23 protein-coding genes are annotated in these 26,178 nt (G+C 71.3%); 10 read left to right on the top strand and 13 right to left on the bottom strand.

Annotation, left to right across the window (positions count from 1 at the left end):
- Positions 1-152 precede the first annotated feature (152 nt).
- Both ABD250_RS06745 and ABD250_RS06740 read right to left on the bottom strand, forming a co-directional pair.
- Positions 153-3,476, bottom strand: coding sequence for an error-prone DNA polymerase (locus tag ABD250_RS06745; protein ID WP_344391425.1), 3,324 nt, complete (start codon positions 3,474-3,476; stop codon positions 153-155).
- Positions 3,477-3,509: 33 nt separating this feature from the next.
- Complete coding sequence (locus ABD250_RS06740) at positions 3,510-4,433, bottom strand: ferredoxin family protein (protein WP_344391423.1); 924 nt, start codon at positions 4,431-4,433, stop codon at positions 3,510-3,512.
- Between the two features lie 86 nt (positions 4,434-4,519).
- Here ABD250_RS06740 and ABD250_RS06735 point away from each other — a divergent pair, with 86 nt between their 5' ends.
- Positions 4,520-5,161, top strand: a complete 642-nt coding sequence (locus tag ABD250_RS06735; RefSeq protein ID WP_344391420.1) for an AMIN-like domain-containing (lipo)protein — start codon at positions 4,520-4,522, stop codon at positions 5,159-5,161.
- A 50-nt stretch (positions 5,162-5,211) separates the two neighbouring features.
- Here the strand turns inward: ABD250_RS06735 and ABD250_RS06730 are convergent, their stop codons facing one another.
- A complete protein-coding gene (locus ABD250_RS06730; protein WP_344391419.1) occupies positions 5,212-6,864 on the bottom strand; it encodes a DNA polymerase Y family protein in 1,653 nt (550 codons plus the stop codon).
- Positions 6,861-7,370, bottom strand: a complete 510-nt coding sequence (locus ABD250_RS06725; protein WP_344391417.1) for a hypothetical protein — start codon at positions 7,368-7,370, stop codon at positions 6,861-6,863. Before ABD250_RS06725 ends, ABD250_RS06730 begins: the two co-directional genes overlap by 4 nt.
- A 443-nt stretch (positions 7,371-7,813) precedes the next feature.
- On the opposite strand from ABD250_RS06725, the gene ABD250_RS06720 reads away from it, so the two are divergent.
- On the top strand, positions 7,814-9,094 hold the full coding sequence (locus tag ABD250_RS06720; RefSeq protein WP_182658544.1) for a DUF2254 domain-containing protein: 1,281 nt from the start codon (positions 7,814-7,816) through the stop codon (positions 9,092-9,094).
- A gap of 100 nt (positions 9,095-9,194) precedes the next feature.
- Positions 9,195-10,148, top strand: coding sequence for an L-lactate dehydrogenase (locus tag ABD250_RS06715; RefSeq protein WP_182658545.1), 954 nt, complete (start codon positions 9,195-9,197; stop codon positions 10,146-10,148).
- Position 10,149: 1 nt separating this feature from the next.
- Here the strand turns inward: ABD250_RS06715 and ABD250_RS06710 are convergent, their stop codons facing one another.
- Positions 10,150-10,293: a hypothetical protein gene (locus ABD250_RS06710; protein ID WP_179524701.1), complete on the bottom strand. Its 144-nt coding sequence runs from the start codon at positions 10,291-10,293 to the stop codon at positions 10,150-10,152.
- 120 nt (positions 10,294-10,413) lie between these two features.
- Between ABD250_RS06710 and ABD250_RS06705 the strand changes: the two genes are divergently transcribed.
- Complete coding sequence (locus ABD250_RS06705; protein WP_182658546.1) at positions 10,414-10,815, top strand: DUF6157 family protein; 402 nt, start codon at positions 10,414-10,416, stop codon at positions 10,813-10,815.
- Here ABD250_RS06705 and ABD250_RS06700 read toward each other — a convergent pair.
- The 4 genes from ABD250_RS06700 to ABD250_RS06685 form a co-directional block, all read right to left on the bottom strand.
- A complete protein-coding gene (locus ABD250_RS06700) occupies positions 10,812-11,429 on the bottom strand; it encodes a GDSL-type esterase/lipase family protein (protein WP_182658547.1) in 618 nt (205 codons plus the stop codon). The genes ABD250_RS06705 and ABD250_RS06700 overlap by 4 nt on opposite strands.
- A gap of 119 nt (positions 11,430-11,548) precedes the next feature.
- Entirely contained in the window at positions 11,549-12,304 is a 756-nt protein-coding gene (locus ABD250_RS06695) for a LuxR C-terminal-related transcriptional regulator (RefSeq protein WP_182658548.1), read from the bottom strand.
- Entirely contained in the window at positions 12,301-13,494 is a 1,194-nt protein-coding gene (locus tag ABD250_RS06690) for an ATP-binding protein (protein WP_182658549.1), read from the bottom strand. Before ABD250_RS06690 ends, ABD250_RS06695 begins: the two co-directional genes overlap by 4 nt.
- A gap of 80 nt (positions 13,495-13,574) precedes the next feature.
- The gene (locus tag ABD250_RS06685) at positions 13,575-14,594 is read right to left on the bottom strand and encodes a mechanosensitive ion channel family protein (RefSeq protein ID WP_182658550.1); all 1,020 of its coding nucleotides are present in this window, start codon (positions 14,592-14,594) and stop codon (positions 13,575-13,577) included.
- A gap of 90 nt (positions 14,595-14,684) precedes the next feature.
- Between ABD250_RS06685 and ABD250_RS06680 the strand changes: the two genes are divergently transcribed.
- Together ABD250_RS06680 and ABD250_RS06675 are read left to right on the top strand one after the other, a co-directional pair.
- Positions 14,685-15,902 carry a PspC domain-containing protein gene (locus tag ABD250_RS06680; RefSeq protein WP_344391411.1) on the top strand — a complete coding sequence of 406 codons (1,218 nt, stop codon included), beginning with the start codon at positions 14,685-14,687 and terminating at the stop codon, positions 15,900-15,902.
- Complete coding sequence (locus ABD250_RS06675) at positions 15,899-16,336, top strand: hypothetical protein (RefSeq protein WP_182658475.1); 438 nt, start codon at positions 15,899-15,901, stop codon at positions 16,334-16,336. Before ABD250_RS06680 ends, ABD250_RS06675 begins: the two co-directional genes overlap by 4 nt.
- Positions 16,337-16,379: 43 nt before the next feature.
- Here the strand turns inward: ABD250_RS06675 and guaA are convergent, their stop codons facing one another.
- Positions 16,380-17,975, bottom strand: a complete 1,596-nt coding sequence (gene guaA / locus ABD250_RS06670) for a glutamine-hydrolyzing GMP synthase (protein WP_182658476.1) — start codon at positions 17,973-17,975, stop codon at positions 16,380-16,382.
- Positions 17,976-18,136: 161 nt separating this feature from the next.
- Between guaA and ABD250_RS06665 the strand changes: the two genes are divergently transcribed.
- The 3 genes from ABD250_RS06665 (at position 18,137) to ABD250_RS06655 (ending at position 21,074) form a co-directional block, all read left to right on the top strand.
- On the top strand, positions 18,137-19,126 hold the full coding sequence (locus ABD250_RS06665; RefSeq protein ID WP_241730607.1) for a wax ester/triacylglycerol synthase domain-containing protein: 990 nt from the start codon (positions 18,137-18,139) through the stop codon (positions 19,124-19,126).
- On the top strand, positions 19,123-19,653 hold the full coding sequence (locus ABD250_RS06660; protein WP_338404169.1) for a WSD1 family O-acyltransferase: 531 nt from the start codon (positions 19,123-19,125) through the stop codon (positions 19,651-19,653). The genes ABD250_RS06665 and ABD250_RS06660 overlap by 4 nt, the downstream gene beginning before the upstream one ends.
- Before the next feature lie 203 nt (positions 19,654-19,856).
- On the top strand, positions 19,857-21,074 hold the full coding sequence (locus tag ABD250_RS06655) for a wax ester/triacylglycerol synthase family O-acyltransferase (protein ID WP_241730608.1): 1,218 nt from the start codon (positions 19,857-19,859) through the stop codon (positions 21,072-21,074).
- Here ABD250_RS06655 and ABD250_RS06650 read toward each other — a convergent pair.
- The 3 genes from ABD250_RS06650 to guaB all read right to left on the bottom strand — a co-directional run bounded on the left by ABD250_RS06650 (position 21,046) and on the right by guaB (position 25,603).
- Positions 21,046-22,833: a GMC family oxidoreductase gene (locus ABD250_RS06650; protein WP_182609354.1), complete on the bottom strand. Its 1,788-nt coding sequence runs from the start codon at positions 22,831-22,833 to the stop codon at positions 21,046-21,048. The two genes, ABD250_RS06655 and ABD250_RS06650, sit on opposite strands and share 29 nt — an antisense overlap.
- Before the next feature lie 88 nt (positions 22,834-22,921).
- Positions 22,922-24,061 (bottom strand): GuaB3 family IMP dehydrogenase-related protein, encoded by a 1,140-nt coding sequence (locus tag ABD250_RS06645; RefSeq protein ID WP_179524693.1) that lies wholly within the window; start codon positions 24,059-24,061, stop codon positions 22,922-22,924.
- 6 nt (positions 24,062-24,067) lie between these two features.
- A complete protein-coding gene (gene guaB, locus ABD250_RS06640) occupies positions 24,068-25,603 on the bottom strand; it encodes an IMP dehydrogenase (protein ID WP_182609355.1) in 1,536 nt (511 codons plus the stop codon).
- Between the two features lie 111 nt (positions 25,604-25,714).
- Here guaB and ABD250_RS06635 point away from each other — a divergent pair, with 111 nt between their 5' ends.
- Positions 25,715-26,137, top strand: coding sequence for a DUF5319 domain-containing protein (locus ABD250_RS06635; protein WP_370650868.1), 423 nt, complete (start codon positions 25,715-25,717; stop codon positions 26,135-26,137).
- Positions 26,138-26,178 lie beyond the last annotated feature (41 nt).

Below are 26,178 nucleotides of genomic sequence, written 5' to 3'. Positions count from 1 at the left end.
CCCCGGGGCTACCACCCGCCCTCGCGCCGGGACACCGCCGACAGGCTGGTGCAGTGGGCGCGCGGGGAGGACGTCCGCTACATCTGATTCCGGGTTCGGCCTGAACCCGGCCTCGGCTGAACCCGGATTCGGCCGGGGCCGGGTAGTGGTCATCACCTGAAGTCCCGGCTGCGGCCGATCGCCATCCCCAGGTGGAGGCGTTCTATCTTGTCCGCCACCACGCTCACCGCGCCCGAGCGGTTCTCCACGGTGCCGCGGACGATGAGCGCCGGGGCGGAGGAGACGATCGGGCGGTAGCGCGCCCACAGGCCCACCGAGCACACGACGTTGGTCATGCCCGTCTCATCCTCGAGGCTGAGGAAGGTCACCCCCTCGGCGGTGGCGGGCCGCTGACGGTGGGTGACCGCACCGGCGACCTCCACCCGGCTGCCGTCGGGGACGTGGGCGAGCCCGGCGGTGGTGCACACCCCCCGGGAGTCGAGCCACGGCCGGGCGTGGACCGTCGGGTACTCCTCGGGGCTGATCCCGGTGGCGGCCAGATCCGCGGAGGTGAGTTCCAGGACGCTCATCCCCGGCAGTGCCGGGGCGTCGACCTGGCTCAGCCCGGGCAACATCCCGGGCCGTTGCCGGGCCGCGGTGGCCGCCGACCACAGGGCCGCCCGCCGCCCCCCGACGCCGAGCGCGTCGAGGGCCCCCGCAGTGGCCAGCGCCTCCATCTGTCGGACGGTCAGCCCGGTGCGGCCGGCGAGGTCGGCGGCCGAGAGGAACGGGCCGTGGGTATCGCGCTCGTCGGCGATCGCCGTGGCGAGGTCGGTGCCGATCGCCCGCACGGACTCCAGGCCGAGGCGCACCTCGGTGCCCCCGTTCTCACACGTGGCACCGCCGAGCGAGCGGTTGACGCAGGGGCGGTGCACGGTGACGCCGTGCCTGCGGGCGTCGGCCACGAGGGACTGCGGCGAGTAGAACCCCATCGGCTGGCTACGCAGCAGCGCCGCACAGAAGACGGCCGGGTGGTGGCACTTGAACCACGCCGAGTAGTAGACGATCGCCGCGAAGGACTGGGAGTGGCTCTCGGGGAAGCCGTAGTTGGCGAACGCGCACATCTTCTCCCAGATCCGCTCCCCCACCTCGGGCCCGGTGACCGGCGTACCGGGTGGGCTGGTGCCGATGCCGTGGAGGTCACGCATGCCCGCGAAGAACCTCTCCCGCAGCCGCGCCATCCGCTCGGGTGAGCGCTTGGCCCCCATCGCCCGGCGGAGCTGGTCCGCCTCCGCCCCGGTGAACCCGGCGATCTCGGTGGCGATCTGCATGAGCTGCTCCTGGAACAGCGGGATCCCCAGCGTCCGCCCCAGGGCCGCCTCGAGCGCGGGGTGGTCGAACACCACCTCCTCCCGCCCGTTGCGTCTACGGATGTAGGGGTGCACGGAGCCGCCCTGGATGGGGCCGGGGCGGATGAGCGCCACCTCCACCACGAGGTCGTAGAACGTCCGCGGCCGGAGTCTGGGCAGCGTGGCCATCTGCGCCCGCGACTCCACCTGGAACACCCCCACGGAATCACCCCGGCACAGCATCTCGTAGACCTCGGGATCGGAGAGGTCCAGTCGGGCCAGGTCCACCTCGAGGTCCTTGTGCTCGGCCGCGAGGTCGATGGCGTGGTGTAGCGCCGTGAGCATCCCCAGCCCCAGCATGTCGAACTTGACCAGACCGACCGCCGCGCAGTCGTCCTTGTCCCACTGCAGGACGGTCCGCCCGGCCATTCGTGCCCACTCGACGGGCACCACGTCGGCCACCGGCCGGTCGCAGATCACCATGCCGCCGGAGTGGATGCCGAGGTGCCGGGGCAGTCCGACGAGTCTGCGGGCCAGCGCCAGCACGTCGGCCGGGACGGTGTGCTCGGTGGCCTCCCGATCGTGGTTCTTCAGCCCCGACCACCGGTCGATGCTCTTGGACCACGCGTCCTGCTGCCCGGTGGAGTAGCCGAGTGCCCGGGCCACGTCCCGCACGGCGGACCGCCCCCGGTAGGTGATGACATTGGCCACCTGCGCGGCGTGGTCCCGCCCGTAGCGGGAGTAGACGTACTGGATGGCCTCCTCCCGGCGACCTGACTCGATGTCCACGTCGATATCGGGCGGACCGTCCCGCTCCGGGGACAGGAATCGCTCGAACAACAGGTGCGCGCCCACCGGGTCGACGTTGGTGATGCCGAGGGAGTAGCAGACCGCCGAGTTGGCGGCCGAACCCCTGCCCTGGCAGAGGATCCCCTCCCTACGACAGAACTCGACGATGTCGTGGACGACCAGGAAGTAGCCGGGGAACCCCAGCTCGGCGATCACCCCCAGCTCGCGGTCGATCTGGGCGTAGGCCTCCGGTGCCGACCCACGCCTCCCGTAGCGCCGTTCGGCCCCCGCATAGGTGAGTTCGGCGAGCCGGGTGTCCTCGGTGTGGCCCTCGGGAACGTCGAACGGCGGTAGCTCGGGGGCGATGAGCCTGAGGTCGAACGCACACTCGCGGCCCAGTCTCGCCGCGCCGGTGACGGCGTCCGGCCAGCGGTCGAACAGCTCTGCCATCTCCTCCCCCGGGCGCAGGTACGCCCCGCCGGCCGCGGGCAGGTGCGCGGCATGGGTCTCCAAGGCGCTGCGGGCTCCGAGCGCCGCCATGACCGAGGCCAGACGGGCGTCCTCCGGACCCGCACAGTGCGCGGCGGTGGTGGCCACGACGGGCAGACCCGCCGCGGCGGCGAGCGTGGCCAGCGCGTCACACCGCTCGGTGTCCTCGGGCACGCCGTGGTAGGTCAACTCGACGACCACCCGGTCCCTGCCGAACAGCTCGACGAGCTCGGTCAGCGCCGCGCCCGCGGCTGCGGTGTCGAAGTCGGACGCGCCCGCGCCGCCCCGCTCGAGGGCCCGCCGCACCCGTCCCCGGCGGCAGCCGGTGAGCACGTACCAGTGGCCGCCGGCGGCCTCGGCGAGTTCGGCGGTCTCGTACCGCGGCTCGCCCTTGGCCCCGCCCCTCAGGTGGGCGCGGGCGATCGCACGCGAGAGTCTGCGGTAGCCCTCCCCTCCGCGGGCCAACACGAGCAGGTGTTCACCCCCGGGCAGAGAGAGTTCGGCACCGAAGACGGTCGCGAGACCCAGCTCGGAGGCCGCCTCGGCGAAGCGGACGACTCCGTACAACCCGTCGTGGTCGGTGATCGCCAGCGCGGTCAGTCCCAGCTCCGCTGCCGCCTCCGCCATCGCCTCGGGCGAGGAGGCGCCGTCCAGGAAGCTGAAGGCGGAATGGGCGTGGAGCTCGGCGTAGGGCACGCTCCCCTGTGTGCGGGGCCGCTGCGGAGGGGTGTACTCCCCCCGTCGACGGGACCAGGCGGGGGCATCGCTGCCGTCGCCGGGGTGCGGGTTCTGGGGCCCACGCGGGTCCGGACGCCCGGACAGTACCCGCTCGAGCTCGGTCCAGGTCTTGGGGCCGTGGTACCAGTTCACCGGGCCTCACCCACCGGTGTCCGGTGCGTGGGCTCAGAGCTCGGTGAACGACTCCACGACCCACGCCGAGGCGTCGCCGGGCGGCTTGCGGCAACTCTGGGACCGCGGGGGGAGCGGGCGGGTGCCCGCCTCGACGCGCCAGGCGCGCCCGTCGGTGTGACGGACCACGGCCACGCGCGGGGAATCGGGGTCGAGGGTGACGACGAGGTCGTCCACCCCCGCCTCCACGCCGGAGTTCCGCACGGCGACCTCCGCCACCTGCCCGGCCGGTGGCCAGGTACTGCGGCCCCGCAGGTTCTCGGTGACGACCCGACCGTCCAGCACCGCCTCGACGATCCCGGCCGCGTGGGCCACCTCCGCGGGCCCGTAGGTGTAACCGGTGCCGGGGAGCAACAGGACCGGGGCGAAGCGGTGCCCTCCGGTGTGGGAGCACTCCCACACCGCGGCATCGGGATCGAGCGCGGACAGGCGCCCGCCCACCAGTGCCTCCAGCGCGGCCGCGACCGGGCGCCCCCGCACGGCGCAGCACTGGTCTCGCTTGGCGTGGGTGCACACGAGTGGGACAGGTGCCGCGACCTCGCGGGTCCCGGCCACGTGCCCGTCGGGAGACAGGTCCAGCCCGAGCAGTTCCTCGGGCCCGTCGACACGGCCGGTGCGGATGCTCCGCCGACCGGGACGGGTGTCACAGAGATAGAAGCGGTGCCGGTCGAGGCGCTGGCCCTCGCGGCCGGGCCGTCGGATGAAGAGCATGCGCGATCCACAGGCCGCGACGTGCTCCTTGAGACGTCGGGACAGGTCCTCGCCCAGCGCCTCACCGTCGAAGATGTCACGCCCCCACCGTCCGGGGACCTCCAGCAGCACCCACGACTCCTCGTGGGCGGCGGTGCCGGCCGGCGGCTCGTCAGCCGACTGCAAGGAGCACCAGTCCGGTTGTGTGGCGGAATCGGTATCTGACACGACCCCATGGTGCCCCATCCCGCGGGGAGGCGTAACTGTAGCCACCTTGTGGGACAAAAGTGACCAGAGGGACCTAGGCTGGAGGTATGCGTACCCGTCACCGCCGCCTCGCCGCGGCCGCCGCCCTCACCGCCGTCGTGTCCCTGGGTCTGGCGGGGTGTGGAGCCGACACCTCGACCGACACCCCCACCACGAGCCAGACGACCACGGCGGGATCCTCCCCGGCCGCGCTGGCCCGAGCCCTGGCACCGGACGAGACCGAGACCTCCGATCCCTCTGCCAGACCCGCGGACTCCGCTCCGAAGAGCGAGGACCCCGGCGATGCCGCCGAGCGCGCCCAGCTCGTCGTGACCGAGATCCGCGTGGGCGACTACCAGGGCAAGGACCGCGTGGTCTTCGAACTCGAGGGCCAGGGCGTCCCGGGATACTCCGTGGACTACGTTGACGCCCCCGCCCAGCAGGGCAGCGGCTTCCCCGTGGAGGTGCCCGGGGACTCGTTCCTCCAGGTGATGATCCGCGACCAGGTCCTGCCCACCATGACCTCCATGACGGAGGTCCCCGTGGGCACCGTCTCGAGCGACGAGGCGACCGGGGTGGCCGGGGTGGCCTTCGCGGGTCAGTTCGAGGGCCAGGCGCAATCCGTCATCGGCCTCGAGGGCACGGACCGCGCCTTCTCGGCCTTCCTCCTCCAGAACCCGACCCGCCTGGTGGTCGACATCGAGCGCTGAGCACGCCCGGCGAGCGACGGGGGCCGCGAACACGTTCATCCGTGGACGGTTCATTCGTATACCCCCTCGACGGTCCAACTCCCCGGTTCGTCCCCGACCAGGCAGCACAGCAGCAACGCGGCCGCCCGCTCGGGGACGACCTGTATCCGGGCCCTCGACCGGCGGGGCTCACCACCGGGACCCGGCTCCCACCAGGCCTCGTCGATCGGCCACGGCCGCGACCAGCCGAGCAACGCGCATCGACGGCCCGTCATCTCGACCGACTCGGGCCGCCCGGTGAGCAGGCCGCGCGGACCGACCCCGACCGGCGCCCCCGCCGCGGTGCGCAGCAGGACACCCCCGGCGAGGGGAACCCGTGCCACGACCCCTGACCCGGGGTCACGACTCTCACGGATCTCCAGCCGGTAGCCCGACCCCGGCCACACCACCGATGGCGACGGTGCCGGCAGAGCCCCCGGCCACGGCCCCTCCGTGACGGGGTCGGCCTGGGCGTCCCCGTACGGCAGGGACCGCACGCGATCGCCCGGACCTCGGCCGCCGACCTCCACGGGGACGCGGACCGACTCCGGTCCGAGCAGCCCCTGCACCCGCACGAGTGCGCGGTGCACACGCGCCTCCGCCAACCCCGCCTCGCCCCACAACCCCTCCTGGACGCGGCCGGCGGGCACCACCTCCACCGGCTCCAGGACGAGAGCGGTGACCGCCCCTCCGACACCACCGGCGATCGCGGTACCGGTGAGCCAGCCCTCCAACTGCCAGCGAAGCCGGTCAGCGGTGCCCTCCGGGGTGAGCGGAGCGGAACACCGCCACACCCGGTTGACCTCCACGCCCCCCTCGACCCGCGCGGTGATGGACAGACGCAGGCACGCGACCCCGGCCGCGGCGAGTACGGCGTGCAGCTCCCCCGCGAGCCGTCGCCCGAGGAACGCCGCCTCGTCGACTCGTTCCAGGGGCGGATCGCACCGGTGCTCGACCGTCGACCCCGTGGGCACCGCGGACACCGACGGGGGCCGCCACGGCACGGCACGGGCGATGCGGTGCGCCACCGCGCCCGCCTCGCCGAAGCGTGTGGCCACGTCCCGCAGCGGGAGCGCGGCGAAGTCCCCGAGCGTCCGGACACCGAGCCGATGCAACAGCCCGACCAGCTCTGCCAGCTCATCCGGATCACCCAGCGCGGGCTCCACCACGAGCGCGTCCACGGGTAGCCCGGCGAGGTAGTCGGCGTCCCCGCCCGGTTCCAGCAGCGCCGACCCGCGCGCGCCGAGCACGGCCGTGGGCAGCTCGTCCGCCAACCCCACCTGGCACTCCGTCCCGGCCGTCGCCACCGCGTCCACGACCCGGGTGACGACCTCCTCTACACCGCCGTGAAACCGCAGCGCCCCGGTCGCGGAGAACACGAACAGACCCGGCCGGAGCACCTCGATGCCCGGCACCACTGCGTCCAGTGCCTGCACCACGGGTTCGAACCACACGGCGTCCCGCGCCGGATCCGCCGCCACCACGACGAGCTCCGGGCACCGGAACTGCGCCTCACGCCGGCGCAGCCCACGCCGAACCCCGACCGCGCGCGCGACGGCGTTGCATGCGAGCACCCCGCGGGGGCCCACCACCGCGAGCGGCAGATGCAGGCCATGTCCCTCCGCCCGGGCCGCCGCGACCGCCGGCCAGTCCGGGCACCACACCGCCATGACCCGCGCGCTCATCCCGCCGCCACCCATTCCGCCGTACGGGACGGGGCCGCCCGACCGGAACACCGCACCACGGTGGACACCGAGGCCAGCCTGCCCGCGCCCGCACCCAGGCCGCTGTAGCGGCAGTGCCGCCCCGCCAGCGTCAACTCCGCGCCGGGCCAGCCCGGGCCCACGAGCAGCACCGCCCCCGCGGCTCGCACCCGACCGGCGAGCACGCGGGCCCGGGACGGGGCGACCGCCGCGACGCCTGGCCCCAGCAGGACCAGGTCCAGGCCGTCGAGCAGCACCGACACCACCGCGGCCGGGTCCGGGCCGGGGTCCGGGACCAGCGCCAGACAGTCCAGTCGGCCGCCCTGTTCCGCCACCGCGGCCACCCCGAGTTCCGGCCAGCCCACGACCGCGCACCGCGCCCCGGAGGCGGTGGCCGCAGCGAGCAGGCCCACCCGGAGAGTGGCGCTGCCGGAGACCGCGGTGACGCGGCCCGCCGGCAGCACCCCGCCCGGCAACAGGGGTGCCACGGAACCCGGCGCAGCCACGCCGGGAACCGACGCGCCGGACGCCTCCGCATCCGAAGACACCGCGGCGGGCACGTCCGGGGCCGGATCAAAGGGCGCGACCGCAGTCGCAGACCCTTCCGCACGTACGGTCACGGGTGCCCCCGAGCGCGCGGCCGCGGGCGGGCCCCCACCCGGCATCGCAGCCAGGCGACGACGCAATTCCGCGACACGATCCGCCGTGCCGAGGTCAGACAGATCAACAGCAGAAGTGCCCATTACCATCATCAGAACCTCCCGTCCCGGACGACGCGCCGCCAACCTCGTCAATCGAACTATTTTTCGACTACGAGCACAGTGAACACCATCGGTACGACACGGCGCAAGAACACCTGTTCGACATAGCCGAGCGAGGTTCTGGCGTCGGACTGGTCGGATACGCTGTGTCCACCATCGAGAGGAGAACCATGGCCGGGCTGCGTTTCCGACTCCGCCAGATCAGCCGACGCTTCTGGTTCCTCCCCGCCGTCATGACCCTCGCCGCACTGGCTCTCGCTCAGCTCGGGACATGGTTGTCCACCAATCCGGGAACGAACGACGGCGCGCCCACCTGGCTCTACGGCGGAGGAGTGGATGGTTCCCGGAGCATCCTCGCCGCCGTGGCGAGCAGCTCGATCGGAGTCGGCGGCACAGTGTTCTCCATCACCATCGCCGCCCTCTCCTATGCCGCCGGCACCATGGGTCCGCGCCTGCTCCAGAACTTCACCGAGGACCGCGGCAACCAGGTCACGTTAGGTGTGTTCATCTCCACCTTCGCCTTCAGCCTCTACAGCCTGCGCACGGTCACCGGCGGCGACGAGGGAGACCCGTTCGTCCCCCACTACAACGTCACCCTGGCGCTCATCCTGGCGCTCTGCTGCATCGCTGCTCTCGTGTTCTTCCTCGGCCATGTCACCAGCTCGATCAACACCACCCGTGTGGTCAACCTCCTCGCGGCAGACCTCCGGTCCTCCCTGCTCACCGCCACCGAGCAGACGGACCCGGAACAGGACGTCCTACCGCCGCCGGGCGCGGAGTTCTGGGCGAGAGCGGAGACACTATCCGCGAAGAAGGGCGGGTATCTGCAGCTGGTGGACCACGAGGGGCTGGTCGATCTCGCCGTCGAGACCGGGACGGTGATCCGACTTCTGGTCCGACCGGGGGACTACCTCTACCCCAACTCCCCCATCGCCGAGGGCGTGCCCACCCTGCCCGACGGCATCTACTCCCGGCTCACGGTCGGCACCTCCAGGACCCGCGAGCAGGACGTCGAGCACGCCGTCCGTCTGCTCGCCGAGGTGGGCACCCGTGCGCTGAGCCCAAGCACCAACGACCCGTTCACGGCGATCGACGTCATCGACCGCTTCGGCGACGCCCTGTGCACCCTCGAGGACCGGGAGTGGCCGACCGGGGTGCACTCGAGTGACGGCGAGGTCCGCCTCGTCGCGGCCACCTCGGACTTCGGGGGACTCGTCGACACGATGTTCGATCAGATGCGGCAGTTCGGTGCGGGTGCTCCGGCAGTCAGCATTCGGATGCTCGAAGTCTTCGCCGTCGCGGCGCGGGTTCTCGACGACCCCGGCCGGCGGGCGGTCGTCACCCGCCACGCCACGAAACTCCGCGACGACGCCCTCGGGGCAACCCGTAACGCCGACGACCGGGTCGCCATCGAGCGTCGTCACCGCGCCGTGCTCGAGGCCGCCGGATAGAGCGGGCGGCCCGGGGGTGGGGGGTGAGAGCCCGGCGGGAGAGACCGACGTTCACCCGGTGTCGCCCCGGCGGTCACCCCGCGCACCTACCCTGGCGGGCATGAAGGCCTCCATCGGGAACCGCATCGTGCTCATCGGCGCCGGGGACGTGGGCATCGCCTACGGTTACGCGCTCGTCAACCAGGGCCTGGCCGACCACCTATCCATCATCGACATCGACCACGACAAACTGGTCGGCGAGGTCATGGACCTCAACCACGGCGTCGTCTGGGCGCCCTCCCCCACCCTCGTCACGGAGGGCACCTACGAGGACTGCGCGGACGCCACGATGGTGGTGATCTGCGCCGGCGCCGCCCAGCGACCCGGTGAGTCGCGGCTCGACCTGGTCGGCAGGAACATGGCGATCTTCGAGGGGATCGTCGGCGACGTCATGGCAACCGGCTTCGACGGCATCCTGCTCGTGGCCACCAACCCCGTCGACATCCTCGCCCAGGCCTCGTGGCGCTACTCCGGCCTGCCCTCCGCGCAGGTCATCGGCTCCGGAACGATCCTCGATTCCGCGCGTTTCCGGTTCATGCTGGGCGAGTACTACGACGTCGCCCCGATGAGCGTGCACGCCTCGATCATCGGCGAGCACGGCGACACCGAACTACCGGTCTTCTCGTCGGCCAACGTCTCTGGGGTGCCACTGCGTCGGGATCTCGACGGGGACCCGGCCACGCGGGAACGGCTGGCCCAGATCTTCACGGAGACCAGGGACGCCGCCTACCGGATCATCGACTCCAAGGGGTCCACCAGCTACGGCATCGGCATGGGGCTCGCCCGCATCACGCGCGCCGTCCTGCGCAACGAACAGGTGTCGCTACCGGTCTCCACGTTGCTGCGGGGCGAGTACGGCCAGGACGGGATCTTCATCGGCGTCCCCGCGGTGATCGGCCGGACCGGCGTACAGCGCGTGGTGGAGCTGGAACTCGACGCCACCGAGACCGAACAGTTCGCCCGCAGCGCGTCTGCGCTGCGGGCGGTGTCGGAGCAGTTCGAGATACTGCGCTGAGTCAGGGGGTCGCGGGGGGATCGCTGGCCGGGAACGACTCGTCGCCCCACTCGTCGGCGACCGCGTCGTCGTGGTCATACCGGGCCTTGTCCGCGGGCTCCTCGGAATGCTGGCCGATGCGGTCAGGGTTCTGCGGACTCGTCATGATTCATCCTCCTGCCGCCGTACGGGGCGTGCGGCGATACTCAGATTACCGGAGACCACCGACCCCGGGCGCGACGGAGAGAACACCATCGCGGTCACTACGGGAACAGGAAAGAGCGCCATGCACAGCACCGACTACACCGACACACTGATCCTGCCCGCACCCGACACCAGGGCCGAGACGGCCACGGCACCGCCGGCCGGGAAACGCTCGATCGCCGAGTTGCAGTACGAGAGGCTCTCGGGTGCGGACTACACCTGGACGAGCGACGACCTGCTCTTCGACGTCCACTGCGCTCGCAAGGGCATCGGGGAGGCCGACCGCGCGGCCGAACGCGAGCAGTTCTTCTCCAAGGGCCAACCCTGCCTGCGCACCTCCCCGTTGACCAAGACGTACGGCTGGGCGATGCACTTCGACTCCGGCGGGAGGATCGCGCTGCTGCCCATGGGCTCGGACCGTCTGGCCGAACTGCAGACCGACCCGTCCGTGACGATCAGAACCGCCATGAAGAGTTCCCGCTAGCCCGGCTCGACGTCCGGCAGGGAGCGCAGCCACTCAAGCACCGGGCCGGAGATGACCCCGGCGAACTCCTCGTACCCCGCCGGACCGGGGTGCGCCCCGTCGCCGGCGGTGACCTCGCGCATCCACGCCCCGCCGGGCCGCAGGGAATCGAAGGTCGGCACGAACGGCACCCCGGCCTCGGCGCACACCGCGGCCATGGCCGCGGCACGGGCGGCGATCCGCTCGTTGACCTGCTCCCACATGACCGGTGGCGGCCCCACCACCAGGAACCGCCCCTCGGGAGCACGGGCGATCATCCCCCGCAGCGCCGAGACCGTGCCCGCCTCCTCGACGCGAAGGGCACCCTCGTGCTCCATCACGTCGTTGACGCCGAACTCTGCGATCACCGCCGTGGTCGGGAACGCGGCCCGTCGGCGGTCGACCTCGTCCCAACGGGCCAGGATCATCTCGGAGGTGTCCCCGCCGATCCCCGCGACGGTGGTGTGGAGGCTCAGGCCCACCCCGGCGCCCTCCTCGACCAGGTGCGCGGTCCATCCACGTCCGGTCTCGTCGCCGTACCCGGCCACGAAGGAGTCACCGATGATGCAGACGGGGAGGTCGCGCGGTTCGCTCACTACGCCACGGTAGCTGGCCGGCGAAAACGCCAAGAGTGTTCCGCACACCCCACTCCCGGGCGATGTGTGTGGAACGCTCTTCCGACGAACAGGCGCGCCGGGTGGGGGGGCGTCGCCCGTCAGTCCAGGTGTCGGGACTGCGCCCAGCGGGTGAGCGCGTGCCGGTTGGACTGCTGGGTCTTGCGCAGCACGTTGGAGGCGTGCGTCTCCACGGTCTTGACCGAGATGAACAGCTTCTCGGCGATCTCCTTGTAGGTGTACCCGCGTGCCAACAACCGCAGCACCTCCTTCTCCCGCGGAGTGAGGGAGTCGACCTCGGGGTCGTGGACGGGCTCACCCCGCTCCTCCGGCCCGGGAGCGGCGCGGGCGAACGCGTCCAGGACGAACCCGGCCAGGCGCGGGGAGAACACAGCGTCCCCGTCGGCCACGCGGCGCACGGCGTCGGCGAGCTCCCCACCGGAGATGGTCTTGGTGACGTATCCGCGCGCCCCGCCTCGGATCACGGCGATCACGTCCTCCGCGGCGTCGGAGACACTCAGGGCGAGGAAGGTGGACACGCGCGCGTCGGACCCGTCGGACGCACCAGATGCACCGGTCGTGCCGGACGCGTCGGAGGCGCCGCTCGGGTCGGCCCCGAGCACCGCGCGTAGCACGGCCACCCCGCCACCGTCGGGCATGTGCACGTCGAGCAGCACCACGTCTGGCCGCACCCGACCGATGCCGGCGACGGCCTCGGCCACCGACCCCGCCTCGCCCACCACCTCGATGCCGGCCTGGCCGGCGAGTTCGGCCCGGACACCGCTGCGGAACACCGCGTGGTCGTCGACGAGGAACACCCGGCACACCCTGACGCCACCCACCGGCTCGTCCGTCATTCGCCCTCCAGCGGCATCTCGATCCCGATCTCGGTTCCGCGACCGAGCGTACTGCGCACCGTCACACTGCCGCCCCTGCTCTCGACACGGTGCCGGATGGACTGGGACAACCCGTGTCGATCATCACCCACGTCGTCGGGGTCGAAGCCGCAGCCGCGATCCCGGACGAAGGCGCTGAGCACCTGACCGTCGTTCTCCACGAACACGTCAGCGGTGTCGACGCCGGCGTGCTTGGCCACGTTGACCAGGGCCTCGCGGACGGCGCCCAGCACCGCCTCCTCGGCGTCGCCCGCCGGGCCGTCCCCGCCCACCACCACCTGGTCCACACGCAGACCGTAGGCGTCCTCGACGTCCCCGACGATCACCTCGACGGCCCCGGCGATGGTGGCCGCACCCGAGGACATGCGCGACCCGGCCCCGAAGAGCCACTGCCGCAGCTCGCGCTCCTGCCGACGGGCCAGCCGCGACACCTGGGCGGGGTCGTCGGATCGCTTCTGGATCAACGCGAGCGTCTGCAACACGGAGTCGTGGAGGTGGGAGGCGATGTCGCTGCGCTCGGCCTCACGGATGCGGGCCGCACGTTCCTCCTCGAGGGACCGCCACAGCCGCAGCCCCACGGGGACGCTGAGCAGCACCACTCCGACCAGGGTCGCCAGCACCGCCAGGAAGGACGACCGCAGGGCGGCCAACTCGACCTGCCCCAGTACGACGACGGCGAGACCGACGACGACGAGGGTGGCACCGGTGGTGACCCTGGCCCAGTCGAAGACGGACCGGGGAGCCACCCGCCCCCCGCCGTCGTACTGCTGCCAGACCAGCCCGGCCCCCAGCGCCACGATGAGGACGGGCACGATCACGTGCAGCCCCGTCGCGGTGGTCACCATGAACGACAGCACCGACCCCACCATCGCCACGACCGCGAGGGCCATGCCACGCCGCCGCTCCCGCGCGTCCGCGGAGGCGGTCCCCTCCTGCGCCCGCGCCGACGGGGTCAGAGCCCACAGGGCGGAATAGAACAGCACACCCGCGCCGGACAGTGTGGCGAGCAGCACCATCGCCAGGCGCACATGGGTGACCCGCACCCCCAGGTGGGCCGCGAGCCCCGCGCACACGCCGGCGACGACGGACCCGTCGGAGATCCTGGTCAGCGGCGGATACCACCGGAAGCCGGCAGGCTGCACGGCGGTCATGGGCCGCCGTGGAGCGACCGGCGGTCGCGGCGCGGGTGCCGATACCTGATCGGTCGCGTTCTCACTCATACCCGCAATGGTCACAGATCACGACCCCGAGAGGTATCGGGGATCTCCCCCGGTTCGTCCGTCCCGGGAGGGGGCCCGCCCACCGCACGGATGTCGTAGGCCACGCTCGCCGGAGTGATCCCGAGTTCCTTCAGCCCGGCCACCAGGTCACGTGAGATGGCGTCCTTGACCGCCCGCGCCCCGTGACTGCCGACGACGAAGCGGACGGTCACGAGGATCCAGTCCTCCTGGAGGGAGACGAAGACCTGCGGTCCGAACTCGCGGACGTCGACCGCGTAGACGCGGCTCATCCGCTGCATACTCGCCATCGCCTCGTCGCTGAGTCGGCGCGTGTGCCGCTCGGCGCACGCGGAGAACATCTCGTCCACAGCGCGCAGATCGACGTCGAAGGGGAGGTTGACCGAGATCTCCTCCCAGAGGAAGGGGAAGCCGCGGGAGTAGTTGAAGACGGCCTCGTCGAAGATCACGCCGTTGGACACGGTCACCACCCGCCCGGTGAACTGGCGGCTCGGTACCCAGTTCCCGGTCTCCGATCCGGTCATGGACGACGGGGCCCCCATCTCCATGACGGTCGTCCGCAGGAAGCCGAGTGACATCACGTCGCCACGCACCTCCCCGACGGCGATCCGGTCACCGACGGCGAAGACCCTGCCCCGGAGGATGACGAAGTACCCCGCGAGACTCGCGATGACCTTCTGCAGGGCGAAGGCCAGCCCCGCGGTGACGAGCCCGATCCCCACGGTCAGGTCGGTCCCCGGCGTCACCCAGATAGAGAAGAGACCCAGCACGGCCACGACCGCGGTGAGGAGCTGGAGACCCTGTTTGGTCCAGAATCTGGATGCGGATCCCGCGGGGCCGGTGACCGTCCGCATGATCGTGCGCGACGCGGAGTTGAACAGCGACAGCACCACCAGCAGCGCCACGCTGAGGAGCACTTTGAGGACGGTGCGTCCGCTGACGCCGACCATCGTCACACCGAAGAACCGCAGAGGGTCGTCCGAGCTCAGGAATCCCACGACGGTGTCGACCATGCCGCCATCATCCCCGCCGGGTGCTCTCAGGGTCGAATATCAGGGTCGGCCCCCGATGTGGAAACACGGCCGGCCCACCACGATGGAGTCATGTCCAGCACCAGCACCCACGACGTCCCATCAGAGCTCCGCTCCCTGTGGCGGACCCGACCCGTCCGGACCCCGGACGACGCCAAGATCGCCGGCGTCTGTGGCGGATTCGGCCGTCGCTACGGGGTGGACCCCGTCCTCTTCCGCATCGCCTTCGTCATCGCCGCCCTCTGGGGCGGGGCCGGGGTGTTCCTGTACGCACTGATGTGGCTGCTCCTGCGCTCCGCCGGAGACGAGGTCTCCAAGGGGGAGGCGCTGATCGGGAAGGGCCGGGCATCCGGTTCCCGGATCACGGCCGCGGTCCTCGTCGTCGTCGTCCTCCTCAGCGCACCCACCTTCGGCGGTTCCGGGGAGAGCCTCGTGGTGGGGGCCGGGTTCCTCATGGGCGTCGCCATGCTCGCCGGCTGGTACGGACTCCACCGCCGCACCCCCGTGCCACCCACCGGGTGGTCCGAGGTGTCGGCCGTGCGACCGCGGTCGACGCGCGCCGGCACCAGCCGTGCCGCCGGGGCGTCGCAGGAACCGGGCTCCGGGCCCGACGCCCCCTACGGCCCGCCGGTCCCGCCCTCGTGGGACCCCCTCGGCGCCGCGCCGTTCGCCTGGGACCTGCCCGACCCCGGGACCACGCCCCCGCCCGCACCCGTGCCGACCCGTCCCCGGTCCCGGCTGACCAAGGTCACCCTCGGCCTGGCGCTCATCGCGGTGGCGGTGGCCGTGGGACTGGCCACCCTGGGCGGGGTGGTCTGGCTCGACGCCACGAGGATCGCCGCGATCGCGCTCGCCGTGGTGGCCGGTGGCCTGCTCGTCGGCGCCGTCACCCGCCGGGGACACGGACTGCTGGTCGTCGCCGGCCCCCTCGCCGGCTTCGTCCTGCTCGCCTCCCTGGTCCAGGTGCCCGACGGCGGCTGGGAGGGCACCGGGGAACAGCTGATCGAGATCACCGACCCCGCTCAGTTGGACGCCCCGATCAACCACCGGATCGGCAGCATCACCGTGGACATGCGGGAGCTGGAGTTGGACCGCGACCGCAGCTACAGCATCGCCAACAACGTCGGTGAGGTGCAGGTGCTGCTGCCCGACGGGGTCGCCGTGACCACGAACTGCACCACCGACCTCGGGAGCACGGACTGCCCGACCGGCCTGTCCGGCGATGCCTCCGGCCCCGTCCTGACCCTCAGCGTGTACACCGGCGTCGGCAGCATCGTGGTGACGCCGTGAACGCCCGGCCCGACGACGATCAGACCGACCCCACCGAACCGCAACCCACCGGGAGCACCGAGATGACCGGCCACGACCTGCACTCCGACACCACCACCCGCCCCGACCAGCCGCTCCACGACCCGCTCCCCTACGGCACCGGCTTCACCGACCCGCAGGGGTTCGGGTACGGCGTCGCCCCCGCGTACGCGGCCCCCACCGGGTACGGCGCCTCCCCCGGGTACGGGGTCGCCTACGAGCCCGAGCCCGCGACGGACGCGGTGGCGCGGCGCGAGGGCTCCGGATCGCCGGTGCTCGCCGTGGCCGGGCTGCTCTCGCTGGGGGTCGCCGTGTGGGCGACCCTGGGCGCACCGGTGATCACGACGACCGTGGTGATCACCGCGTCACTGGTACTGCTGGTCCTGGTCGGTCTGGCGATGGTCATCCGCCGCTGACCCCGTCGAAGCCGGGGGCAGATCCGTCAGAGCCGGGCCCGACTCACTCCCACTCGATGGTGCCCGGCGGCTTGCTGGTCACGTCCAGCACGACCCGGTTGACGTCCGGGACCTCGTTGGTGATCCGGTTGGAGATCAGCGCGAGCGTCTCGTACGGCACGCGCGTCCAGTCCGCGGTCATGGCGTCCTCGGAGCTCACCGGTCGCAGCACGATCGGGTGGCCGTAGGTGCGACCGTCGCCCTGGACGCCCACGGAGCGCACGTCGGCCAGCAGCACGACCGGGCACTGCCACACCGAGGCGTCGAGCCCGGCGGCGGTCATCTCCTCGCGCGCGATCGCGTCCGCCGCGCGCAGGGTCTCGAGCCGGTCCTTGTCGACCGCTCCGACGATCCTGATGGCCAGGCCCGGCCCGGGGAAGGGGTGCCGGCCGACGATCGCCTCCGGCAGCCCGAGTTCCCGACCCACGGCGCGGACCTCGTCCTTGAACAGCAGGCGCAGCGGCTCCACGAGGGAGAACTCGATGTCGTCCGGCAGGCCGCCCACGTTGTGGTGGCTCTTGATGTTGGCCGTCCCCGCACCCCCGCCGGACTCGACGACGTCCGGGTAGAGGGTCCCCTGGACGAGGAAATCCACCGAGGCGTCCACGCCGTCCCCGGACTCCTGGAGTTCGAGGGCCTGCGTCACAGCCCGCTCGAACGACCGGATGAACTCGCGACCGATGATCTTCCGCTTGGTCTCGGGGTCGCTGACACCGGCGAGGTGGCCGAGGTAGATCTCCGAATCGTCGAGCGTGATGAGGCGGGCTCCGGTGGCGGCCACGAAGTCGTTCTCCACCTGCTCCCGCTCCCCCGCGCGCAGCAGCCCGTGGTCGACGAACACGCAGGTGAGCCGGTCACCGATCGCCCGCTGGACCAGCGCGGCCGCCACGGCGGAGTCCACGCCGCCGGACAGACCGCAGATCGCGCGGCCCTCGCCGATCTGGTCGCGGACGGCCTCCACGAGCTGCTCCGCGATGTTGGACGCGGTCCACGTCGGTTGCAGGCCCGCGATCTCGGTGAGGAAGCGGGTGAGCACCTGCTGCCCGTGGGGCGAGTGCAGGACCTCGGGGTGGTACTGGACGCCGGCCATCCGTCGATCGACGCACTCGAACGCCGCGACCGGGGCGCCGGCGGACGAGGCGGTCACGGTGAATCCCTCGGGCGCCGACGTGACCGCGTCGCCGTGACTCATCCACACCGGGTGGGTCGCGGGAAGTCCTGCGTGCAGCACCCCACCGGACACGCCCACCTCGGTGCGCCCGTACTCGCGGTTGCCGGTGTGCGCGACCTCGCCCCCCAGCGCACCCGCCATGGACTGGAAGCCGTAACAGATGCCGAAGACCGGCAACCCGAGCTCGAGCACGGCCGGGTCGAGCGCAGGGGCACCGTCGGCGTAGACACTGGCCGGCCCCCCGGACAGGATCAGGGCGACCGGGTCCTTGTCCCGGATCTCCTCCACCGTCGCGGTGTGCGGGATCACCTCGGAGTAGATCCGCGCCTCGCGCACCCGTCGCGCGATGAGCTGCGCGTACTGGGCGCCGAAGTCCACGACGAGCACCGGCCGCGGCGGGGCGGGGGCTCCTGTCGTTCCGGCGGTGATCTGGGAGTCGGTCTGTGCGTTCTCGGCCACGGACCAGAGTCTAGGCCCCGTGGCCACTCCGCCGAACTCGGCCACTTTCGCCCCCGGGGTGTTCACAATGGAGCGCATCACGGCCGAGGCGTGTGGCCGACACCATCAATGGGGGGACACCGATGGAGAGGATGACCGGCTTCGACGCGAGCCTGCTGTACCTGGAGACCTCGCAACAGAAGCTCGTGGTGGGCGGGATCCTCGTCGTCGACGTCTCCGGACTGGAGTTCGAGTACTCCTTCGAGCGGCTCCGGACGGAGCTCGCACGGCGCGTCAAGGAGATCCCCGAGTTCCGCCGCAAGATCTACGACTCCCTTCTCAATCTCGGGCACCCCGCGTGGGTGGAGGAGTACGACCTCGACGTGACCGAGCACGTCCGTCGCGTCGAGGTGGACGCCCCGGGTGACGAGAACGCCGTGTTCGAGATGTGCGGGACCATCAGCAGTCGCCCGCTCGACCGGTCGAAGCCGCTCTGGGAGATGTGGGTGCTCGAGGGGTTGTCCGCGCCGGACACCGTGGCCGTCTTCTTCCGCGCCCACCACGCACTGCTCGACGGCACGAGCAGCGCCGCGATCCTGCGCAAGCTCAGTGCCGCGGGGCAGAAGCCCTCCTCCCGCGACCTGGACCTCGTGCGGATCCAGGCCGGTGGCGCCAACCCGATCCAATTGGTCACCGGTGGGCTGTGGGACTTCTACGTGCGACGCCCACTCACCATCGCGCGCCTGCTCCCCGAGGCCGCGATGCTACCGCTCCGACTGCGCAGGGCGACGGCGGAGAAGAAGGCCGGGCAGGAGGAGACCGTGGTGGAGAGGCCGGACCTCACCGAGGAGGCCGGCGACGTCCCGATCCCCAGGGCTGCGCCGTTCACCGCCCCGAGGACCCGGTTCAACGCGACGATCACCCCGCACCGGGCGGTCTGGGGCACCACGCTCGACATGTCGGAGATGAAGGAGGTCAAGACCGCCTTCGGGGTGACCGTCAACGACGTGTTCCTGTCCGTGGTGGGCGGCGGACTCCGTCGATACCTGCGATTCCACGACGATCTCCCCGAGAAGCCACTCATCGCCGTGGTCCCCGTCTCCACCCGGGGGACGACGGGCCCCAGGGCAACAACAGGGTGACCGTGTTGTTCGCCTCCCTGGGGACCGACATCCAGGATCCGCTCGAGCGTCTGCGGGCGGTGTCCGCGCGCACCCGACGGGGCAAGAAGCAGACGAAGAGCGGGATGCGCCCGGACTTCATCCAGGACCTGGCGAACCTGGCCCCGGCCGCGCCCCTGTCTCTGCTCATGCGCCTGTACGGCGACTTCAACCTCGCCGATCTGCACCCGGTCGTGCACAACCTCACCGTCTCCAACTTCCCCGGCCCCAGGAGAAAGCTGAACTTCCTCGGCGCGCGGGTCAAGCACATGTATCCGCTGGGTCCGCTGATGCACGGCTCCGGATTGTCCGTCACCGCCATGTCCCTGGGCGGCCAGCTGGACGTGGGGATCAACGCGTGCGAGCACCTCGTGCCCGACCCCGAACTGTTCGCCACCGGGCTGAGGGAATCGATGGACCGCCTGCTCGAACTGACCCGGGAGACGGCGGCCGGGGCCGAGGACACCGGGACGAACCAACCGGGGTCCACGACGACCGAGGAGGGGTGACCCGTGGAACGGATGAGCGGCCTCGACGCCAGCTTCCTGTACCTCGAGACCGACGAGCAGATGATGGTGATCAACGGGGTGGTCCACCTCGACGTCTCCACCATCTCCGAGGGGTACTCCTTCGAGCGACTCCGGTCCGGACTCGCCCGGCGGGTCAAGTCCGTCCCCCCGTTCCGGCGCAGGATCCATGACTCCGCCTCAACCTGGGACACCCGGCATGGGTGGAGGACTTCGACTTCGACATCACTCGTCACGTCCACCGGATCACGCTCGGTCCGGACGGCAGCGAGGACGACCTTCTGGCCACGTGCGGGGGGCTCGCCTCCACGCCGCTCGACCGCTCCCACCCGCTGTGGCAGGTGTGGATCATCGAGCGGGGTGATCCGGCAACTCCCGCCGTCACCGCGTTCTGCCGGGTCCACCACGCGCTCATCGACGGCATGCTCGGCGCCGAGATGCTCGCCACCCTCGCCGCCACTGACGCCTCCACGCCCACCCAGGATCCCGAACTCGTCCGTACCCACGTCGGCCGCGCCAACACCGTCCAGCTCATCGCCGGGGGCGCGCGGGACCTGATCGGCAGACCCCTGGCGTTCCTCCGCCTCCTGCCCGAGACGCTGTCCGTACCGATGGCGATGAAGCGGGCCCGGGGCCGGTCGGGCGGCGGCCCGTCCATGCCCGCCCCCTTCACGGCGCCGCGGACCCTGTTCAACCGCTCCCTCACCCCGCACCGCGCGGTGGCCACCGTGACACTCGACCTGGGGGCCGTCAAGCAGGTCACCGCGCGACTCGGCGGCACGGTCAACGACGTCCTGCTCACCGTGGTCGGCGGCGCGGTCCGGTCCTACCTCGAGGACCGGGGTGGCGCCCCCACTTCCTCGATGGTCGCGATCGTCCCCATGTCCACCCGCGCGGATCTGGCGACCGGCGGCGCGAACCAGGTCTCGGCGATGTTCGCCTCCCTCGCCACGGATCTGCCCGATCCGCTCGATCGCCACCACCGGATAGTCTCCGCGTCGGCGACCGCAAAGGAGCAGGCCGGGAGTATCCGGCCGACCCTGTTGGACAACTGGGGACGGATGAGCCCCCGCGGTCTCCTCGACGTGGGCATGCGGCTGTACGAGGCGCTCAGACTCGCCGACGTCCACCCGGTGATCTACAACCTGATCATCTCCAACGTGCCCGGACCCCGGAAGCCGCTCTACTTCCTCGGCGCACGGATCACCCACATGCACCCCTTCGGCCCGCTGCTACACGGTGCGGGGCTGTCGGTGACCGGTGTGTCGATCGACGGCCACATCGACCTGGGCGTGATCTCGTGCGAGCACCTCGTGCCCGACCCGGACGTGATCGCCCGTGGGATCGGGGCCGGGCTCGAGGAACTGCTCGAGCTCACGCGCGAGCGGGAGCACCCCCACTAGAGACCCCGACGATCGGCAGACGCAGCGCGCCGGGCGCCGCCTCCGGGACGATCGGCGACACGGGAGCCACCGGGGTCACGCGCTGGTAGGGCTCGCCCTGCGCGGGCCGGGGGTCCGCCTCGCCCTTGTTGGGCCACAGCGACATGGCCCGCTCGGCCTGCGCGGTGATGCTCAACGCGGGGTTCACACCGAGGTTCGCGGAGATCGCGGACCCGTCCACGATGTGCATCGTCGGGTAGTTCCACACCCGGTGGTAGGGGTCCACGACGCCGTTCTCGGGCGAGTCGGAGATCGCACATCCTCCCAGGAAGTGGGCGGTGAGCGGCATGTTCGCGATCTCGCCCCAGGTCCCGCCGGCCAGGCCGCCGATGTTCTCGGCGATCCGCCTGGTGGCCTCGTTTCCGGCGGGGATCCAGGTCGGATTGGGCTCGCCGTGGCCCTGCTTGCTGGTGACGTACCGGAATGGGCCGCGGCGCTTGACCGAGGTCTCCAGCGAGTTGTCGAGGTTCTGCATGACCAGGGCGATCACCGACCGCTGGCTCCACCGCCGCAGGTAGAACAGCTGCAGGAACATGCTCGGCTTGCGCCGGACCTCGTTGACCAGGGTGCGCCACCGCGGGAGCGGTCCGTCACCGTCCGTGAGCAGGGTCTGCAGGATCGCGATGGCGTTGGAGCCCTTGCCGTAGCGGACGGGCTCGATGTGGGTGTCGGACCGGGGATGGAAGGACGACGTGATGGCCACGCCCTCCGAGAAGTCCTGTTCCGGAAGGTAGTTGGGGCGCATCGCCCCGAGGATCGATTCGGAGTTGGTGCGGGTGAGCTTCCCGAGCGCGCCCGAGAGCCGGGGCAACGAGCCGTCGTCCTTGGCGTAGTGCAGCAGGTGCTGGGTACCCCAGGTGCCTGCCGCCATCACCACGTGCGAGGCGGTCACGGTGGTGACGCGCTTACCCCACCTGGTCCAGGCGCCGGTGCGCTCGAGCGTCACCTCCCACGTGCCGTCGGTCCGCTCGGTCACGCCGCTGACGGTCGTACGGTCGAGCACCCGGGCCCCTGCCCGCTCGGCCAGGCCGAGGTAGTTCTTGAGCAGGGTGTTCTTGGCCCCGTGCCGGCAGCCGGTCATGCACTCGCCGCACTCGATGCAGGCGGTCCGATCCGGGCCCGCGCCCCCGAAGTACGGGTCCCGGACGGTCTCGCCGGGCTTGCCCTCTCCCCCGGTCTTCTCCCCGAAGAACACCCCGACCGGCGTGTAGACGAAGGTGTCCTCGGCGCCCATGTCGCGGGCGACGGACTTCATGACCTCGTCGGAGTGGGTGTGGGTGGGGTTGGTGACCACTCCGAGCATGCGGCGTCCCTGGTCGTAGAACGGCGTGAGCTCGTCCTCCCAGTCGGTGATATGACCCCACTGCCGGTCCTTGAAGAACGGTGAGGTGGGCTTGTAGAGGGTGTTGGCGTAGTTGAGCGAGCCGCCGCCGACGCCCGCCCCGGCGAGGACCATGACGTCACGGAGCAGGTGCACGCGCTGGAGGCCGAACAGCTTCAGCTTGGGCGCCCAGACGTACCGGTTGAGCCGCCACGACGTCTTGGGGAAGTCCGAGTCCTCGAACCGGCGACCGGCCTCGACCACCGTGACGCGGTACCCCTTCTCCGACAGGCGCAGGGCCGTGACGCTACCGCCGAACCCGGACCCGATGACGAGGACATCCGTGTCGGGGCTCGAGGTGGAGGCGGTGGACGAGGCCGACGGCGTGGGTGACGTCATGGTGGGGCTCCCTGGTGGTCGAGGTGTAGGTCACAGTACCCGAGCACCAAGAACCTACCCGACAGTAGCTCCCGTTTTGTCCACCGCGTCAGGGGCGGACGGACAGGTCCACCTTCTGGAATCCCTTGACGTCCGAGTACCCGCACTTGGCCATCGCGCGACGGAGGCCACCCATGAGGTTCCGGGTTCCGTCCGGGACGCTCGTCGGCCCCTCCAGGACCTCTGCCAGGGGCGCCAGGGCCGTCTCGTCGTCGATCTCCGCCACGTGTCCACGGGGGACCTTGGGATGGGCGGACACGGCGTCCCAGTACACACCCCGCCCCGGGGACTCCAACGACCCGGCCAGCAACGGACCCAACACCACGGCGTCGGCGCCACACGCCACCGCACGGGCGATGTCACCCGAGGTGTAGATGTCGCCGTCGGCCAGTACGTGCACGTACCGGCCCCCCGTCTCGTCCAGGTAGTCGCGTCGCGCGGCCGCCGCGTCGGCGATCGCGGTGGCCATGTGGACCTCCATCCCGAGCACGGAACCCGTGGTGGTGACCCCCTCGACGCCGCCGTAACCCACGATCACACCGGCCGCACCCGTGCGCATGAGATGCAGGGCGGTCTTGTAGTCCACCACGCCGCCGGCGATCACCGGCACGTCGAGCTCGTGGATGAAGTCCTTGAGGTTCAGCGGCTCGTCCTCGCCGCTCACGTGTTCGGCGGAGATGATGGTGCCCTGGACGACGAGCAGGTCGATCCCGGCCGCGACCAGACCGGGCGTGAGGTCGCGCGCGTGCTGGGGGGACACCCGGACCGCGACCGTGCCGCCCTCGTCCCGGATCCGCCGGACCGCCGCCGCGAGCAGCTCGCGGTCGATCGGGGCGCGGTGCAGCTCCTGGAGACGCGCCACGGCCCGGTGGCCGGTCACGTCCTCGAGAGCGAGCTCGCGCAGCTCGGCGATCGCGGCCTCCGGATCCTGGTGGCGCGCCCACAGGCCCTCTCCGTTGAGGACGGCCAGGCCACCGAGCCTCGAGAACTCCACCGCCGACTCGGGTGAGACCACCGCGTCGGTCGGGTGGGTCATCACGGGCAGGTCCATCTGATAGGCGTCGATCTGCCAGGCCGTCGACACCTCCTTGGAGCTGCGGGTGCGTCGGGAGGGGACGATGTCCACCTCGCCGAGCCCGTACATCCGTCGGGCCTCACGGCCCATTCCGATCTCCACGACGTTGCGCACGCGCCCTCAGTCCTTGACGTTGTAGTTGGGGGCCTCGACGGTCATCTGGATCGCGTGGGGGTGGCTCTCCTTGAGCCCCGCCGCCGTGATCTGGACGAACTGGGCGCGGTTCATGTCCGGGATCGTGGCCGATCCCGTGTACCCCATCCCCGCGCGCAGTCCACCGGTGAGCTGGTGCAGGACCTGCGCGACGTCGCCGCGGTACGGCACCCGTCCCTCGATACCCTCGGGGACGAGCTTCTCCTCGGACAGCACGTCGTCCTGGAAGTAGCGGTCCTTGGAGAACGACTTCTCCTGCCCCGGCTTGCCCCGGCCGCGCATCGCGCCGACCGACCCCATCCCCCGGTAGACCTTGTACTGCTTGCCGTCCACGAAGATCAGCTCCCCGGGCGACTCCGTGCAGCCCGCGAGCAGCGAACCGAACATGCACGCCGACGCCCCGGCCGCGATCGCCTTGGCCACGTCCCCCGAGTACTGCATTCCGCCGTCGGCGATCACGGGGACGCCCGCGGCGTGGGCCGCCACGGAGGCCTCGAGGATCGCGGTGATCTGCGGGGCCCCCACCCCCGCGACGACGCGGGTGGTGCAGATGGAGCCGGGACCGATGCCGACCTTGATCGCGTCCGCGCCCGCATCGATCATGGCCTGGGCCGCGCCGCGGGTGGCGAGGTTGCCGCCGATCACCTGGACGCGGTCGCCGAGCTCACGCTTGACGCGGGCGACCATCTCGAGTGCGTTGCGGTTGTGGGCGTGGGCGGTGTCGACGACGAGGACGTCCACACCGGCGTCGGTGAGGGTCCCGGCGCGCTGCCAGGCGTCCTCGCCGGTCCCGATCGCCGCGGCCACGCGCAGTCGACCGTCGGAGTCCTTGGTGGCGTCCGGGTGCTTCTCGGTCTTCACGAAGTCCTTGACCGTGATGAGCCCGGTGAGGCGACCGTCGCCGTCCACGATCGGCAGCTTCTCGATCTTGTGGCGTCGCAGGAGTCCGAGGGCGGCCTCCGCCGTGACACCCTCCCGCGCGACGACGAGCGGTGCGCGGGTCATGACCTCGTCGACCCGACGCGACTTGTCCACCTCGAAACGCATGTCCCGGTTGGTGATGATGCCCACGAGTTCGCCCCGCTCGTCGGTCACCGGCAGGCCGGAGATCCGGTAACGGGCGCACATCTCGTCGACCTCGGCGAGGGTGTTGGCGGGAGCACAGGTGACCGGGTCGGTGACCATGCCCGCCTCCGACCGCTTGACCGTGTCCACCTGGGCCGCCTGGTCGGCCACGGAGAGGTTGCGGTGCAGCACCCCGATCCCGCCCTGGCGGGCCATGGAGATGGCCATCCGGGCCTCGGTGACGGTGTCCATCGCGGACGACACCAGCGGCACCCGCAACGTGATGTCCCGGGTGAGCCGGGTGCTCGTGTCGACCTCACTGGGGACCACCTCGGAGGCGGCCGGGAGCAGCAGCACGTCGTCGAAGGTCAGGCCCACCATGGCGACCTTGGTGGGATCGTCGCCGCCGGTGCGCACGGGGCCTCGCGACTCGCTCATCTGCCGTCCTCCTGGGGGTCGTCTGGGTCTGGAGTCCGAGGATAGTGCGTCCGGGGTCCCGGGCTCGAACCGTCGGCCCCGCCAGGTGGTGCCCACGGGTACGGTGGGAGCGTGAACGATCCCCTACGGCACGGAATGCCGCCCGACCCGTTCGCCGGCGATCCGGACGATCCGACCTCGGAACTGGCCGGGCTCGACCCCGTGGACGACGGCATCCCCTCCGGGCCGCTCGACGCGGAGGAACGCCGTGCGATCGAGGAGGACCTCGCCGATCTCGCGGAGTTCCGCGAACTCCTGGCCCCCACCGGCGTCAAGGGGGTGGCCGTGCAGTGCGAGGACTGCGCGGAGGAGCACTACCACGAGTGGGACATGCTCCGCGCCAACCTCATGCAGCTCCTGGAGGACGGCTCACTCCTGCCCCACGAGCCCGCGTTCGACCCCATCCCGGACGACTACGTCTCGTGGGACTACTGCCGCGGATACGCCGACGCGGTGCGCACGATGCGCCCGCGTCGTCTCTACTGGCGTCGCTGACCCGCCGGGCCGCGGCCACGACCGGTCCGCGACCACTGGGG

The sequence above is a fragment of the Dietzia cercidiphylli genome, from assembly GCF_039531545.1.
GTDB lineage: Bacteria > Actinomycetota > Actinomycetes > Mycobacteriales > Mycobacteriaceae > Dietzia > Dietzia natronolimnaea.
The sequence above is the reverse complement of the archived record's forward strand: the minus strand, read 5'-3'. Positions and strand labels throughout refer to the sequence as shown.